This is a genomic window from Saprospira grandis DSM 2844, assembly GCF_000275825.1.
Taxonomy (GTDB): domain Bacteria; phylum Bacteroidota; class Bacteroidia; order Chitinophagales; family Saprospiraceae; genus Saprospira; species Saprospira grandis_A.
The window spans coordinates 309,354-323,900 of sequence record NZ_JH719942.1 but is presented as its reverse complement, the minus strand read 5'-3'; the positions used below and the strand labels follow the sequence as shown (position 1 = coordinate 323,900).

The 14,547-nt window shown below is 47.1% G+C and carries 13 protein-coding genes; 9 read left to right on the top strand and 4 right to left on the bottom strand.

Features of this window, described 5'->3' with window-relative positions; all coding sequences use genetic code 11:
- Positions 1 to 41: 41 nt before the first annotated feature.
- The gene (locus SAPGRDRAFT_RS01680; protein ID WP_156001803.1) at positions 42 to 215 is read left to right on the top strand and encodes a DUF6435 family protein; all 174 of its coding nucleotides are present in this window, start codon (positions 42 to 44) and stop codon (positions 213 to 215) included.
- Here SAPGRDRAFT_RS01680 and SAPGRDRAFT_RS01675 read toward each other — a convergent pair.
- On the bottom strand, positions 212 to 2,038 hold the full coding sequence (locus tag SAPGRDRAFT_RS01675; RefSeq protein ID WP_002656658.1) for a hypothetical protein: 1,827 nt from the start codon (positions 2,036 to 2,038) through the stop codon (positions 212 to 214). The genes SAPGRDRAFT_RS01680 and SAPGRDRAFT_RS01675 overlap by 4 nt on opposite strands.
- Positions 2,039 to 2,571: 533 nt before the next feature.
- On the opposite strand from SAPGRDRAFT_RS01675, the gene SAPGRDRAFT_RS01670 reads away from it, so the two are divergent.
- Together SAPGRDRAFT_RS01670 and SAPGRDRAFT_RS01665 are read left to right on the top strand one after the other, a co-directional pair.
- Positions 2,572 to 2,964, top strand: a complete 393-nt coding sequence (locus SAPGRDRAFT_RS01670) for a hypothetical protein (RefSeq protein ID WP_002656656.1) — start codon at positions 2,572 to 2,574, stop codon at positions 2,962 to 2,964.
- A gap of 5 nt (positions 2,965 to 2,969) precedes the next feature.
- Positions 2,970 to 4,028: a hypothetical protein gene (locus tag SAPGRDRAFT_RS01665; protein ID WP_002656655.1), complete on the top strand. Its 1,059-nt coding sequence runs from the start codon at positions 2,970 to 2,972 to the stop codon at positions 4,026 to 4,028.
- Here SAPGRDRAFT_RS01665 and SAPGRDRAFT_RS01660 read toward each other — a convergent pair.
- From SAPGRDRAFT_RS01660 to SAPGRDRAFT_RS01650, 3 genes are all read right to left on the bottom strand, one after another.
- On the bottom strand, positions 3,997 to 4,521 hold the full coding sequence (locus SAPGRDRAFT_RS01660; protein WP_037350697.1) for a shikimate kinase: 525 nt from the start codon (positions 4,519 to 4,521) through the stop codon (positions 3,997 to 3,999). The two genes, SAPGRDRAFT_RS01665 and SAPGRDRAFT_RS01660, sit on opposite strands and share 32 nt — an antisense overlap.
- Before the next feature lie 230 nt (positions 4,522 to 4,751).
- On the bottom strand, positions 4,752 to 6,134 hold the full coding sequence (locus SAPGRDRAFT_RS01655) for a hydroxymethylglutaryl-CoA reductase, degradative (protein ID WP_002656653.1): 1,383 nt from the start codon (positions 6,132 to 6,134) through the stop codon (positions 4,752 to 4,754).
- A gap of 82 nt (positions 6,135 to 6,216) precedes the next feature.
- Positions 6,217 to 7,242: a type 2 isopentenyl-diphosphate Delta-isomerase gene (locus SAPGRDRAFT_RS01650; RefSeq protein ID WP_002656650.1), complete on the bottom strand. Its 1,026-nt coding sequence runs from the start codon at positions 7,240 to 7,242 to the stop codon at positions 6,217 to 6,219.
- Positions 7,243 to 7,497: 255 nt separating this feature from the next.
- On the opposite strand from SAPGRDRAFT_RS01650, the gene SAPGRDRAFT_RS01645 reads away from it, so the two are divergent.
- The 6 genes from SAPGRDRAFT_RS01645 to SAPGRDRAFT_RS01615 all read left to right on the top strand — a co-directional run bounded on the left by SAPGRDRAFT_RS01645 (position 7,498) and on the right by SAPGRDRAFT_RS01615 (position 14,503).
- On the top strand, positions 7,498 to 8,766 hold the full coding sequence (locus SAPGRDRAFT_RS01645) for a pentapeptide repeat-containing protein (RefSeq protein WP_002656649.1): 1,269 nt from the start codon (positions 7,498 to 7,500) through the stop codon (positions 8,764 to 8,766).
- A 747-nt stretch (positions 8,767 to 9,513) separates the two neighbouring features.
- Entirely contained in the window at positions 9,514 to 10,740 is a 1,227-nt protein-coding gene (locus tag SAPGRDRAFT_RS01635; RefSeq protein ID WP_002656647.1) for a hypothetical protein, read from the top strand.
- A 20-nt stretch (positions 10,741 to 10,760) separates the two neighbouring features.
- Positions 10,761 to 11,045 (top strand): DUF4212 domain-containing protein, encoded by a 285-nt coding sequence (locus SAPGRDRAFT_RS01630; RefSeq protein ID WP_002656645.1) that lies wholly within the window; start codon positions 10,761 to 10,763, stop codon positions 11,043 to 11,045.
- A 25-nt stretch (positions 11,046 to 11,070) separates the two neighbouring features.
- On the top strand, positions 11,071 to 12,891 hold the full coding sequence (locus tag SAPGRDRAFT_RS01625) for a sodium:solute symporter family protein (protein ID WP_002656644.1): 1,821 nt from the start codon (positions 11,071 to 11,073) through the stop codon (positions 12,889 to 12,891).
- A 341-nt stretch (positions 12,892 to 13,232) separates the two neighbouring features.
- On the top strand, positions 13,233 to 13,430 hold the full coding sequence (locus tag SAPGRDRAFT_RS01620; RefSeq protein ID WP_002656643.1) for a hypothetical protein: 198 nt from the start codon (positions 13,233 to 13,235) through the stop codon (positions 13,428 to 13,430).
- A complete protein-coding gene (locus SAPGRDRAFT_RS01615) occupies positions 13,427 to 14,503 on the top strand; it encodes a histidine kinase (RefSeq protein WP_037350692.1) in 1,077 nt (358 codons plus the stop codon). Before SAPGRDRAFT_RS01620 ends, SAPGRDRAFT_RS01615 begins: the two co-directional genes overlap by 4 nt.
- Positions 14,504 to 14,547 lie beyond the last annotated feature (44 nt).

Sequence of the window (14,547 nt, the reverse complement as noted above, 5' to 3'; positions counted from 1 at the left end):
TTACTGTTAAGCTCCTAAATCACTTTCTTAATAGTATGCCTATGTTTTCCTTTTTCAAAAAAGACCCCATCAAAAAACTCGAAAAGCAGTATGAAAAATTGATGCAAGAAGCCAGAGATATTCAACGATCTGGCGATTTGCGTCTCTATGCCGATAAAGTTGCGGCTGCCGAAGCGCTGCAGCTAAAAATTGAGGCTCTAAGGGCCAAATCCTAGTTTTTAATAAACTGATGATTTTTGAGTAAAAAGCGCAGGCCGCTCAGCTCAATGACATCTCCATCATCCCTTTTAGATAGGTCCCAGAGGTCTTTGGTTAGCGTATGCACGGAGCCTCCTGTTCGGTGGGCAATAGTGAGGTACTCTGGGTTGGGCAATGGGGTTTTAGGATAAAACTCATTGCCTTCTTCCCAGCCACAAAGAATTACTCGAATGGGGCAATTGAGCTGATAGAGTAGGGCCATATCGCGAACAGGCGAAAAGGCATCGGCAATTAAAATAATTTCTTCCAAGCTATCTGTTCGAAGCGCCTGGGCCGCCAAAAGGGCCTCAATGTCATTTTCGGGCGCATCTCCACCCGCTCTACGAACCCCAGAGGCTTCTTTCAAGCGGCCAATAATTTGGTCCAACTGAATTACCTTGCCCTGGCAGTAGTACAAGCCGCCGGTGCGCCCCAATACCTTATGGCTGTTCATCTCATTGTCGCCATCATTAAAAAAAATATACTTATTATCGGTGGCTTTCATGAGGTTGAGGCTGTGCCAAAGCAAAATTTCCTCAAAATAAGGCGACATGCTGGCGGTGACATCCGTAACAATAATCCGCTTTTCCCAAGCATCTTGCAAACGGAGCAGGCTGGCCAAAACGGGTTTATTGTAATGATGCTCTAAAACCTTGGGGTTGAGTTGGAGGCTGTCTTTGAGTATACGGCTTTTTCGCTCAATCAATTTCCGAATCTTAAAGGTTTTTATTCCTTTTAGGTCTAGCTTAGTGAGCATGGGGTCTAGGGCCTTTTGCTTTTCTTCTGCCGCTTGCTGGGCCTTCAAATTAGCCTCTGCCTGGGCCAGTAAATCGGCCCGCAAAGAGTCATTGAGACGGCTGAGCGCCGCCTGCTGCGTAAAACTTTTTAGCCAATCAGAAGAGCTAGGGGCCTGATAAAGCAGGTCCAATTCATAAAGTACATAGCCCTTGGCACAAGCAATCTCTCGCTCCTCAAAATGTGGATTATAAGCAGTGCTAAATAAATAGGTGCGGCCCAAAGGCAAAAGCAATTGCGCTAGCCCCCCCTTATTGGTAAAGGCCGTAAAACGCTCGCCACTAGCCCGGTCCAAGGCTTCTACTGGCTCATTGGGCACACTGTTGCCATCCAAATCTATATACCTGAAGTTCACTAAACCATGGCTGCGACTCGGAAACTTATCATAGCCTTTTTTACGCTCAAAAAGCACCTGTTCCTCCCAGTAATCTTGCCCCTCCAATACAATTTCTGCATAGTTGGGCGCCTTGGAAAAACTCAAAATATAACGGCTGTTCTTCGGCAAATCAATCTCTAAACGACCATTTTCTATCCAAAGTAAAGAGTCTTCTCCTGTAGCCTTGTTCTGCAAACGCAAACGCTCCCTAGCCGAATAAGGCCGCTGCTGATGGTCAATCAACTGAATCTTTAAATGACAAAGGTCCTCTTTGTGCTCCAGCAGTGGACTGCCCTCCCCATCAAAGGGAATCTCTATCCGATGCTCCTGAAATTCCCCCGCCTCAATGTTGATGTTGGCAATCAAATTACTCTCCCGAACATATAACTCATAACGACTATTGATGGGCAACAAACAGTTGGCCTTCCCCTCCCGATCTGTCGCAAATTGCCAGCTCTCATCGGTCCCTACCCGCTGCAACCTAAATGGCAAAGAAGGAAAACGATCCCCATTCTCCGGATGCACAAATTCTAAGGTCAATAGGGCTTTGGTCGGCGAAGGACCCGGCTGCCCCAACAAGCTAAAACCGAAGAGCATAAACAAAAAACTAAGGGTGTATACTTGATGCATAATATTCTATTGCTTTGGTAGTGTGTTTTGGATCGGTCTAAACTGCAAGCTTTAGACCAAAGCGGGGAGCTCTTCATAGGACGATAATATTCAAAAATATAAGAATTTTATAGGCCAGAGAAAAAGAATCTAAGAGAGGAAGATACAGCATACTTATTAACTACTTTCTGCTTATTTTATTTTGGGGCCTCCGCCTCCCTTTGGTCGTCGGCGCTACGTTTCGCAGCTCGCAGGTCTGCTCGGCCCTGCGCCGCTTTCAGCGGCTGGGTCTGGCCTAACGGCCACTGCTGCACATCGCTAGGCCAAGCCTGCCCCAACCGCAGAGCCCGCCACTAATTCGTAAAAGAATAAAACAATTCCCCTAAAGGCGGCGTTAATTTATTTTTATTCTGGACCTTTTTAGCCAAACTTTTTGTAATTATTATAGGCTTTTCTTATAATCAAGCTCGATTTAGCAAAAAATTACCGCTAAATTCAATAGCTATAGCCCAAAACAAGCCAACTAACAAAAAATAATTTCAACGCTCGCCACTATGAAAGCATTCTTTCTATCTAGCTTACTATGCCTAGCCTTTGGCTGCTCTGCTCAAGCACAACAAATTGCCGAACTACAACAAAACGAGGAGAGTATTAATTGGGCTGCCTTTGAAACAGAACTAGACGAAAGCTCAGAAAATTGGAGCCTGCATTTGGACCAAAATCGCAGAAAATTATATATCGACTTTGAGGCCCTAGGAGGAAAAATGAGCCGACTTAGCCTCTCTTCTGATAAAAATCAAGAAATTGTAGCTATTGATGATCACCTCTTTGATTTGCCTAGCAATACTATCTATGAGCTAGATTTGTCTAAATTGGAAAAAGGCAATTATACCTTGGTCTTGCATAGCTATACCGAACGCATCCAAAAAGCTATTTCAATCGATTAACCGCTATGTCTACCCCCAATTTACTCCCCCTAATGGCCGAGATATTAGAGCGCTACCCCCGCCTGATTGTTCCAGGCCTAGGTGCCTTTGAGTGGCAGTACCAATCGGCAAGTTTAGAAAATAAGGGCCAGCTTTTATTGCCTCCTAGCTATAGCTTGGTCTTTAATCCCGATCTTCGAGAGGATCCGCTGCAGCTATTAGAAAATAAATTGGTCCAAAAAGAGTTTTTAGCCGCTCAAGAGGCCAAAAAAACAATTGATCAGTTTGTGGCCGAACAAGCGCCCCTGCCCATTATGGCCAAGGAAGGCCTGCTCCCTACATTAGAAGCGACCTTTAAGGAGCATGCCATTTTGGCCCAAAATCATTATCCCAAAATTAACTGCCAACCCATTTTACGCAAAAAGTCTTATCTAGAAAAAGGCGTAATCTTAGAGGGCCGCAAAAAGAAAACAACAAGAGGCTGGTATTTGATGGCCGCTTTGGGCCTACTTTTAGCCACTGGTCTGGCTACCGCCCCTTGGTGGGGCCCACAACCAGCCGCCAATACTAGGCCTATGCCTTCTATCTTGCCATTGGTCACAGAACAACAAGAAACTTACTTTGGCCTTATTCAGATGCAACGCCAACAACTGAAAAATGAAATGGCCAGCCAAGCATTAGCCCAGGCAGAGGCTCAAGGGCAAATGGGCATTGCTTTAGAGGAAAGCAGCGGAGAAGAACAAACTTCTCCTTGGCAAAAGAATTCGGCTGGAAGCTTGAGCAGCCCTTTGGCCCAAGAAGAAGTTGTGGCCGAAAAAACAGCCAAGGAAAATCAAGAAGAAATCTCGCCTAAACATTTGGACCAAAAAATTGTGGTCATTGGCGTCTTTAAAGAAGACTTTAATACAGAACGGAATAAGGCCCAATTAGAAGCTATGGGCTATAAGGTCCAGGTCAAAAAACTCTATACAGGCCTTTACCGTGTGGCCGCTTTGCTTCCCGCTCATCCGCATAGCCGCTTTGAGCAAGAGTTAAGCCGCATCCGCCAAGAAGTTATTGCTCAGGCTTGGGTGGCCGAGGAATAAGGGCCAATAATTCATCTAATTGCTTCCCACTAAAGCGATAAGGGGCCTGTAAGTAATAAGGCCGCCTTTGGGTCCAGTACTGCGCAATAATTTTTTGCAGTGCTGGACCTTTTTTTTGGGCCAATAGGGGTCGTCCCTCGGCTTCTTGGGCTAGGCGTTTTTGCAATACAGCCAAAGGCGGGTCTATAAAAATGAGCTGTAGCCCTTTTTGCTCCAATAAAAGAGGCAAAATGCCTGCTTGGCAAGGCGTGCCTCCGCCCAAAGCCAAAACCAAGGGCGCTTTCTGCTCCAATAGGTCTAATAAATAGCTTTTCTCTTGGGCCCGAAAATAAGCCTCGCCTTTTTGGGCAAATAATTCGGGAATGCTGCTGCCTTCTTGCTGCACTATATATTGGTCCAAATCAATAAAGGAGTAGCCCAAGGCTTGGGCCAGTTTAGGGCCCCAATAGCTTTTGCCAGCGCCCATAAAGCCCATTAAAACGATTTTTTGCATACTTAATTTTTTTGCGTCTAGTAGGCGCGAAGCGCCTCGGCTGAGGGATGGAAAGGGTGGCCGAAGGCCAGACCGAGCTTTTTGAGCAAAGCGAAAAAAGCGAAGGGCCGAGCGAAGAGCGAGCCCGGCACAGCCCGACCCGAGCGAAGCGAGGGGCAGCCCCAAAAAAGAAAAAAAGCCCCAAACCAAGTCGAGGTCTGGAGCTTTAAGGGCCAAAGGCCTATCTTTTTTTAGGATTTCTTGCGCTCAATCATAATGGGAAGGGGGAGTGGCATTCCCTCTGGGGTGTTGCGCAAGAGCTGGATAAACTCTCGAACCGAGCTGAAAGAAACCAACTTATCGGCAAAGTAGACCAAGGCCTCTTTGACCTCTTTTTCGGTGGCTTCCAAATGGTTGAGGATATTCATCAGGTGCATTTTCATATGGCCCTTTTGGATCCCGGTAGTAACCAAAGAGCGGACCGCGGCAAAGTTTTGGGCCAAGCCCGTAGCGGCAATAATTTGCATGAGTTCTTCGGCAGGAGGTTGGCCGAGCATTTCTAGCGAGCGCTTGGCCATGGGGTGAAGGGCGGTTAGGCCGCCAACTGTGCCCACTGCCAGTGGGATATCTAGCCAAAACTTAAAGATGCCGTCTTTGCATTCGGCAAAAGAGAGCGAGCGGTACTTCCCATCTCTAGCGGCATAGGCATGTCCACAAGCCTCTACGGCTCTAAAGTCATTGCCTGTAGCAATGACCACGGCATCAATGCCATTAAAAATGCCTTTATTATGGGTGGTGGCTCTGTAGGTATCGATGCGAGCAATATTGAGGGCCTTTTCAAATTTGCGGGCAAACTCTTCGGCGGGCATATCGCCATCGCAGAAATTGCCAAGCTCCTCAATGGGGCATTCTACACTAGCGCGAACGAGGCATTCTGGCGTATAGTTAGACAAAATGGCCATAATAATGGTCAATTCTCTTTCTTTGGCAGGCAGTTGTTCTTGGCTACCGATAAACTGTTTGAGGCTGCGGGCAGATTCTTCAAGGACCGAATTGATAAAGTTGGCCCCCATCGAATCGCAGGTCTCAAAAGTCATTTGGAGCTGGAAATAGTTGGGCTCTAGGTCACTCATATCGAGCAGCTCAATATCTAGAATACCGCCACCTCTTTTGCGCATATTGGCTGTAATATGTGAGGTTTCGGTATGGATGAGCTGTTTAATTTTGGGCATTAGCGCATCTAGGGTTTTGCGCTTGCCTTTCCAGTCAAAATGTACTTGGCCCACCTTTTTGGTGGCTAGGATTTCGGTTTTGAAACCGCCACGGTTCAGCCAAAATTTGGCTGCGGCAGAAGCGGCGGCTACTACCGAGCTTTCTTCGATGACCATGGGCACGCAATAGACCTCATCGTTAATTTTGAGGTTGGGCAGCAGGCCATAAGGCATATAGAAATTGGTAATGGTATTTTCGCTGAACTCATCAAATATTTTTTGTTTTTGAGGGTCGCCATACCAAAAGCTTTTGAGCTCTCGGGCTACTTCTTCAGGGTGTTTGAAAAAGTTTTCGACCAACCAGCGTAGTTTTCCACGTTTCGATTTTTTAGAAAATCCAGAAACAATTTTTGGATTTTTCATAGGCTATATTTTTTTATAGAGAATAGTCTTGTTTGCTTTAGAACGACAAGCTCGTCTAGAATGCTTCCTTTTAGAAAAGGGATTAGTCTAGAACCCGCAAAAACTGATGGGCCAAATCAAGTCCTTGAATTTGCTGTTGTAAAAAGCGTTCTAAATCTTCATAACTACCACGGGCGTGCTTGAGTAGGGCAGAGGCCTGCCCATAAACGGCGGGGAGTTTAGATTTTTGGCAAAGATAATAACCATCTAGAAAGTTTTTGATTCCTCCAGAGATGATTAACTGTTCGCAGCGCAATTTATCGCCTAGCTCATCCACTAATTCATTGACAAATTGCAGCATTTGCGGGGCCGAATGCCCAATATAAGTTAGGGGCTCATAGGCTGTTTTCAGGCTTAGGTCGGCCCGAAGTAGTTCTAGAAGCGCAAAATTAGTGCCTCCACTGGCTGCAAAGTCTACAGCGGCTATGGGGAGTTGGAGCAGCTTTCGCAAGCTTTCTTTGCCCATTCCTTGGCCTACTTCTTTTACAATGAGTGGAATTTGTGGCAGTTGGTCGAGCAGGCGCTCAATTGTATCTATAGGAGCATAACGGAAACGGTCGCCCTCTGGTTGCAACCATTCCTGAAAAGGATTGACATGTACAATTAGTCCATCGGCCTGAAGTTTATCTATAAGGCGGAGAATGAGCTCTGTTTTGTTATCGTCTAGCAGTTGTTCTAGCTGGGCAATGCCTAGGTTGGCATAGAGCGGAAGGTCGTAGCCTAAAATGGGGCGCATCTGAAAATCGGCTAAAAAACTATCATCGGTCAAGAGACCACGGCAGCTGCCCAGGCCCATTCCAAAACCGAATTGTTTGGCGGCTCGGGCCAAGTTTTCATTAATTGTTTTGGCCCAATCGGTACCGCCAGTCATGCTAGAGACCCAAAGCGGCGCTCGAAAACGCTTGCCCAAAAACTCTTGTTCAGCCAGGCCTTTAGCCTGATGGCTAGAGAGCAAGGGCTCGTAACTAAAGCGAGAATCGAGCTGATTGGCCGCTACCTGAGAAGAGAAAGCTAGCGCAATATGGTCCTGTTTGCGGCTTACCGCAGTTTTGTCTTGGTCTTCAAACAAATTAGTAGGTATTTGGTCGTTTTTTAATCAGTTTAACGCTAAGAACAACAAATTTAGTTTTTTTAGCTTATCTTTTGGGCCTTTGGGCTTAGGAAGTCAATTTGGCAAATAAAAAAGCAGAGAATTAACAATAAACTCTCTGCCTGTGGTTGCTGAATCAACAATATTTGGGGATTTAACAAGTACTTTAAATAGAATGTTTAGTCCACTAGCCATTTCTTTTTTCGCAGAAAAAACAGAATATTAAGCAGTAGCATGTCACAGTTTGAAGAATTTAGGCGCTTGGCCCAGGAGCTGGCAGAGGAAGAGACGATTAGACTCCTTAGTTTTGACGTTTTTGCGCCCGTCACGGCCAAAAAAATAGAAGAGTTGGAGACCGAAAAGGGGATTGTTTTAGCTCCGGAGCTCAAGGCCTTTTATCTGCAAACAAATGGCTTGCAGTTGCGTTGGGCCTTTAAAAATAATGCTTTGGCTGGGCCCGAAGGCCAGCAAGATTGGGATTATCCGCTACAGCAGTTTCGAGAGGAGGAAGGCTGCTTTTTTCTCTTGCCCATAGAGCGGCTTTTTTCTCCCAGTCCCTACCTCCAAGAGCTGCTGCTCCCCCAAGAGCAAATTCAGTTTGCGGGCCAAGCTCTTTCTCTAGGCCAGTTTTATAGCCAAATGTACCCCCTCGATGCCTTTTCTTCCTATTGTATACAGGCTATTTATTTTGGCCAAGCAGGGGCCCCGCTCTATTTTGCCGATGAGCATGGGCTGCACTTTGAGGCGGCTTTTCCCCTTTCGCCAGCCCAGTATTTTCAATTTGTTGTGCAAACAAAGGCCCTAACAAGCGCCCGCCAGGCCTATCTGCAGGCGCCTAGCCCGCCCCTTAACCAATGGAGCAAAAAAGACTGGACCAAATTGGCCCAAAAACATCAGCTCAAACAATTGCTTTTTGAACAGCAGTTTCCCTTGGCGGGACAAGCCGGCAGCGATTGCTCGACCATCAAAAGTGCGGCTATGCGCCAAAGAGCCGAGCAGTCGCCAGCTATAACAGAAGAAGAATGGCAGCGCATTTTGTTGGCCCATCAAGATTTTTTGCGGGCCGGTGGGGCCGGCGGCCAATGGAAGATGATGCAACTGATGGGGCAGGTCTTTGGCGCCTACCAATTGGGCCGAGAGCTAAGCAAGGGCCAACAGGCTATTTTAGATATGCGGCGACTCTCTAGCCAGCTGGACCTTGAAGAGTTGCAAATGCCTTATGCCTCCTTTTGTGGCGCCTGGCTCAAATATCTCAATTTTAGCGAGGCCCAATTGCAGTTTTCGCTCTTTACCGACGCCATGCTAGAAAAAGCCATCTTTGCCGAGGCCCAATTGGCCGGTAGCGATTTTTCTCGGGCTTGTCTCCGTGGCGCCAGCTTTGTCAATGCCAATTTGCAAGGCGTCGATTTTGAACTGGCTGACCTTAGAGGGGTGGACTTTCGTGGCGCCATCCTTACCGATGCCCGTTTTCCAGGTGCCCAACTAGAGGGCGTCCTCCGCTAATTTGATACTATATATATAGGCTGAGTTTTTTTGGGGCCTGCCGCCTTCGGCGGCCGGGCCCTTGCCGGGCTCGCAGGGCTGCTCGGCCCTGCGGGCTCATTTCATTTCGCCCTAGGTCTGCCGCTGCGCGGCCCCCTTTCAGGCCCCTAGGCCTGCGGGCCTTCGGCCCTTTTTACTGTAGGTTGAAACCTACAGCAATAATGGTATTGCTTCGCAATGATCTCTAAATGAGGGTTGAAACCCTCATGAAATTAACTTATCGGCCATCCTTTGATAAAAATTTCAGGCTAGTCAAGGCCTTTAGGCGGTTTAGCAGGCGGCGAAGCCGCCGCAGGCCTAGCGATGCGGAGGGGTGGCCCGTGGGGCCAGACCGAAGGCGAAACGAAGTGTAGCCTGAAGGGCCGAGCAGACCTGCGAGCCCCAAAGCGTAGCGCCGCAAGGCGAAGCCGCAGCGGAGGCCCCAAAGCGACAACAAGCCCTTTAGGGCGCAGTTCGATGACTGAAAGGAGTAACGCCCCAAACCCCAAAAAACAGCTCGCTTAGAAGCAAAATAGACAAAATGGCGAAAAAAGCTTACCAAATAATTATTAGCTCAAGCCCCTATTTTAAAGGATAATTTGGCCTAGAAGCACTTTTGTAGAAAAAAATTGGCCTAAATGGCGAAAAAAGTTGAGTATAGACTTTTATCTATATAGATATTTATATACATTTATACCCAGATAAAAGAACGCACTCAAAACATTGCCTATGAAAACCTTATTACGCTTAATTGCACTGCTGCTCTTATTGAGTAGCTCCAGCCAATTGTGGTCTCAGGAAGTGGACCATAGCTATAAGCCGTTGAAATTAAATTTGAATGAAGACGGCAGTAAATACATTCGTTTTATTACTTGGCATCAGGTCTGGGGAACGGCCCAGATGAACAGTCAGGACCAAGTAGAAGTAGATTTAATGCTGCGTCGCTCTCGTTTTTTGGCCTATGCGCAGGTATCTCCTCGTTTTTTAATTTTGACGCATTTTGGCTTGAACAGCCTAACTGCCTCGAGTCTGCATCCTGTGGGCCAATCGACCAAAAGCAGTTTATTTATGCATGACGCCTGGGCCGAGTACAAGGTCTATAAGGATTATCTATCGATGGGGGCCGGTCTACACTATTGGAACGGAATTTCTCGGCTGAGCAACCAGAGCACCTTGAACATGCTCACGATAGATGCGCCTCGTTTCAATTGGCCCACGATTGGGACGACAGACCAATTTGCTCGGCATTTGGGCGTTTATGCCAAAGGAAAAATTGACCGTTTGGATTATCGTTTGGCGGTGAATCAGGCTTTGGTCAATAACTTGGACCAAGGCATTGCGCCAGATACTGCCCAGGCGACCTACCTCAATGATGGGGGCTATGTCTATGCGGGTTATTTGAACTATCAATTTTTGGATAAAGAGTCGAACAAACTGCCTTATATGGTGGGGACCTACCTAGGCAAAAAGAAGGTCTTTAATGTTGGGGCGGGTTTCAATTTGCACCCCAAAGGCAGCAGCAGTTTAGATACGCAAGGCGATACGGTTTCTCATAATGTTTCTCTTTTTGGTGTAGATGCCTTTTATGATGCGCCCTTAGGAGAGGGCAAGGGGGCGATTACGGCCTATGGGGTCTATTATCGCTACAATTTTGGACCAAATTACCGCCTAACGGGCAGCAGTGATGTAATTGGAACTGGAAATATCGTCTATCTACAGACTGGTTACCTCTTGCCTGAATTTACGGATTTGGGCCGACTACAATTTTATTTGGCGGGCTCTTATCGCCAACTCGAAGCCTTTGAAGAGGCGGCCAATGGCTTGACCGTTGGCGCCAACTGGTTTATCCAGGGGCATCATGCAAAAATTTCATTAGAATATCAATCCAATAAAGCAGCAACTACGGGCTCCGAGCGCAAAGGCTTGGTTCGTATGCAGGCTGCTGTATTCCTCTAACCCTTAAATATTTAACTCTTATGGAAGAGAACAACTTGCAAAATAAAGAGGCCCACAACAAAAAGATGAAGGCCTATTGGCGCGAGAACTTGCGCTATCTACTTATTCTTTTAGTGATTTGGTTTTTGGTCTCTTTTGGGGCCGGAATTCTATTTGCGCCCAGTCTAGATAGCATCCGATTAGGGGGCTTCAAACTAGGGTTTTGGTTTGCCCAACAGGGCTCTATTTATGCCTTTGTGGTTTTGGTTTTTGCCTATGTCTGGTTGATGAACCGCTTGGACAAAAAGTATGGACTAGACAAATAAATTACTGCCTTAAAATCTTAGAACAATGATGAATTATCTATTTGCTGGCTTGCCGCTTTTATCGGTGCAAAGCTGGACCTATATCTTAGTTGGGCTGACTTTTAGCCTCTATATTTTTATTGCCATTTGGTCAAGAGCTTCTTCTACCAAAGATTTCTATGTTGCTGGCGGAGGGGTTTCGCCCCTCACCAATGGGGCCGCTACTGCTGCCGACTGGATGTCTGCTGCTTCCTTTATCTCTATGGCGGGACTGATTTCCTTTATGGGCTATGATGGTGGAGTTTACCTCATGGGCTGGACCGGTGGATACGTCCTGTTGGCCCTAACCATTGCGCCTTATCTGCGTAAGTTTGGTAAGTTTACGGTGCCCGATTTTATCGGAGATCGCTATTATTCGGGTACTGCTCGTTTGGTGGCTGTTTTGGCCGCTATTATTGTCTCTTTTACTTATGTAGCTGGACAAATGCGTGGGGTAGGAGTAGTTTTCTCTCGCTTTCTAGAAACCTCTATCGAATGGGGGGTAGTCATCGGGATGCTGATCGTATTTTTCTATGCCGTTTTGGGCGGGATGAAAGGGATTACCTACACCCAGGTGGCCCAATACTGCGTCTTGATTTTTGCCTTTATGGTGCCGGCTATCTTTATTGCGATTCAGATGACTGGAACGCCTATTCCCCAGCTTGGCTTTGGCGGAACCCTAGAAGATGGCACCTTTCTCTTAGATAAACTAGATAGTTTACATCGAGACCTTGGTTTCCATGAGTATACCTCGGGCAAAAAGAGCATGATTGATGTCTTTGCCATTACTTGTGCCCTAATGGTGGGTACGGCTGGGCTTCCTCACGTAATTGTGCGCTTCTTTACGGTGCCCGATGTGCGCTCGGCTCGCCTTTCTGGCGGCTATGCGCTTATCCTAATCGCTATTCTATACACCACGGCTCCTGCCATTTCGGCCTTTGCTCGCACCAACCTCTTGCAAACGGTCTATAATGAAGAGACCAAAGAGCATGTAGAGTACAAAGCCATGCCCGACTGGTTCAAGCAGTGGGAAGAAACTGGCCTAGTGGCTTGGTCCGATAAAAACAATGATGGCCGCATTCAGTATGTAGCTGGTCCCGCCATCAAAGGAAAAACGCCTGTTTTTGCCGAAGACAATGGCGCCAATGGCGAACGTCTGGTGACCAACCCCGATGAGTCGAGCAAAAACGAACTCTATATTGACCGCGATATTATTGTACTGGCCAATCCAGAAATTGCCGGGCTGCCCAATTGGGTAATTGCCTTGGTGGCAGCGGGCGGATTAGCCGCGGCCCTTTCTACAGCAGCAGGTCTACTGCTCGTCATTTCAACTTCTATTGCGCACGATTTGCTCAAAATGCAGCTCATGCCCGATATTTCTGAAAAAGGAGAACTTTTGGCCGCCCGAATTAGTGCCGCTTTTGCGGTGGTCGTAGCCGGTTATTTCGGGATCAATCCTCCGGGCTTTGTGGCGGCCGTTGTGGCCCTAGCTTTTGGTTTGGCTGCGGCCTCCTTCTTCCCAGCCATCATCCTGGGGATCTTCTACAAACGGATGAACAAAGAAGGCGCAATTGCTGGAATGGTCATCGGTTTGGGCCTCATGCTTTTCTATATGCTCAACTACAAATTTAATATGTTTGGCCCCACTACTGCCGATGACTGGTGGTTTGGCATCTCGCCCGAAGGTTTCGGAACAGTCGCTATGGTCGTCAACTTTGTCGTCTCTATCGTGATTTGCCAGTTTACGCCGGCTCCTCCTCTAGAAGTACAGCAAATTGTAGAAGAGATTCGCATCCCTTCTGGGGCTAGCGAAGCACAAGATCACTAATCCTCAGGATTTGGGGCCTCCGCCTCGCTGCGCTCCTCGGCGCTACGTTGCGGGGCTCGCAAGTCTGCTCGGCCCTTTGGCGGCAAAGCCGCCTCGGTCTGGCCCTGCGGGCCACCCCTACACATCGCTAGGCCTGCGGGGGCTTCGCCCCCTGCAAAACCCAAAAAATGGGACCAAAAGTTCTTATTCTGTTTAGTAGGTTTGTAAGGAGAATAAAGTAGCGGAGGCTACTTTATTTCTCCTTTTTTTTCGGCCTCCAACTATTTATAGCCAATAAATCTTTTCTCTAAAATTATATAGGTATCTAATTTTTTATATATTGGGAAAAATGATTTTAACCTATGCAAAAGCAGCGATTGATTAGTTGGTTTGGCTGTTGTTGTTTGCTCTTCAGTTACCCAATTGCCAAGAGCTTCAATCAGCCAACTTTGGTCTTTGGAGTGCTACCGCTCTTCTACGCCTATGTGCTTGCTTTGTGGCTGCTTTTATTGCTAGGTTTATATTGGATCTTAAAGCAAGAAGACGAAACCACTAAATGAGCGCAGCCCAACTTGCCATTCCGGTGGCTCTAGCCTATTTGGCTTTGCTGTTTGTGCTGGCCTATTGGGCCAACCGAAGAGCAGAGAAGGGGCGGAGCTGGACCGATAACCCCTTGGCCTATAGCCTGTCTTTAGCTGTATTTTGTACAGCCTGGACCTTCTACGGCAGTGTGGGGAAGGCAAGCAGCAGTGGGCCCGTTTTCTTAACAACTTATTTGGGGCCGCTTCTGCTTTCGCCTGTTTGGTATTTGCTTTTGCGCCAAATGGTTCGAGTTTCCAAAAAGCAAAGAATAAGTTCTATTGCCGATTTTATCTCGGCTCGTTACGGAAAAAGCGGTTTTCTGGGTGGTTTGGTTGCCTTTATTGCCTTTGCTTGCGTGGTCCCTTATATCTCGCTACAGCTAAAGGCCATTACGGTTAGCTTAAATATCCTAATTGGCTATGACCCTGTTAGCACAGACTTTAGCCAGATGACCATTTTGGGCGATACCGCTTTCTTTATTGCGATTATTCTAGCCATTTTTATCATCTTTTTTGGTACACAAAACCTAGATAGCAGTAAACGCCGAGATGGGCTCATGGCGGTCATCGTCTTTGAGTCGGTCTTTAAGTTAGTGACCTTTTTGGCGCTTGGCTTTTATGTGGCTTATGGGCTGTATGATGGACCCGGAAGTATTTTTCAGGCGGCTTTGGATAAAGAAGAGTTGAGGCCTTTACTCAGCATGCAGGGAAATGACAATTTGGGCTATTGGGATTGGTCTTGGTTTATCCTCATTTCTATGTCGGCTATTTTGTTTCTGCCTCGGCAGTTTCAGGTGGCGGTAGTAGAAAATAGCCATGAGCAACACCTCAAAATGGCCAGTTGGTTTTTTCCGCTCTATTTGTTGCTGATTAACCTTTTTGTGCCAATAATTGCTATTGCTGGCCGGCTCTATTTTGAGGGCCAAGCCTATGATGCCGATTCTTTTGTCTTGAGTCTGCCTTTGGCAGAGGGCCAAGATGCCTTGGCTTTGCTTTCTTTTTTGGGGGGCTTGGCCGCCGCTACCGGGATGATTATTATTGAGCTTGTTTAAATTTTTTAGTCAGCAGCTAGACTAAGGCAAAAAAAAATGCTGCA

Coding starts and splice junctions, on each gene's coding strand:
- SAPGRDRAFT_RS01670 (WP_002656656.1), top strand. CDS start 2,572: ATGAAAGCATTCTTTCTATCTAGCTTACTATGCCTAGCCTTTGGCTGC.
- SAPGRDRAFT_RS01660 (WP_037350697.1), bottom strand. CDS start 4,521: ATGCAAAAAATCGTTTTAATGGGCTTTATGGGCGCTGGCAAAAGCTAT.
- SAPGRDRAFT_RS01635 (WP_002656647.1), top strand. CDS start 9,514: ATGAAAACCTTATTACGCTTAATTGCACTGCTGCTCTTATTGAGTAGC.
- SAPGRDRAFT_RS01655 (WP_002656653.1), bottom strand. CDS start 6,134: ATGAAAAATCCAAAAATTGTTTCTGGATTTTCTAAAAAATCGAAACGT.
- SAPGRDRAFT_RS01620 (WP_002656643.1), top strand. CDS start 13,233: ATGCAAAAGCAGCGATTGATTAGTTGGTTTGGCTGTTGTTGTTTGCTC.
- SAPGRDRAFT_RS01645 (WP_002656649.1), top strand. CDS start 7,498: ATGTCACAGTTTGAAGAATTTAGGCGCTTGGCCCAGGAGCTGGCAGAG.
- SAPGRDRAFT_RS01630 (WP_002656645.1), top strand. CDS start 10,761: ATGGAAGAGAACAACTTGCAAAATAAAGAGGCCCACAACAAAAAGATG.
- SAPGRDRAFT_RS01675 (WP_002656658.1), bottom strand. CDS start 2,038: ATGCATCAAGTATACACCCTTAGTTTTTTGTTTATGCTCTTCGGTTTT.
- SAPGRDRAFT_RS01665 (WP_002656655.1), top strand. CDS start 2,970: ATGTCTACCCCCAATTTACTCCCCCTAATGGCCGAGATATTAGAGCGC.
- SAPGRDRAFT_RS01625 (WP_002656644.1), top strand. CDS start 11,071: ATGATGAATTATCTATTTGCTGGCTTGCCGCTTTTATCGGTGCAAAGC.
- SAPGRDRAFT_RS01680 (WP_156001803.1), top strand. CDS start 42: ATGTTTTCCTTTTTCAAAAAAGACCCCATCAAAAAACTCGAAAAGCAG.
- SAPGRDRAFT_RS01615 (WP_037350692.1), top strand. CDS start 13,427: ATGAGCGCAGCCCAACTTGCCATTCCGGTGGCTCTAGCCTATTTGGCT.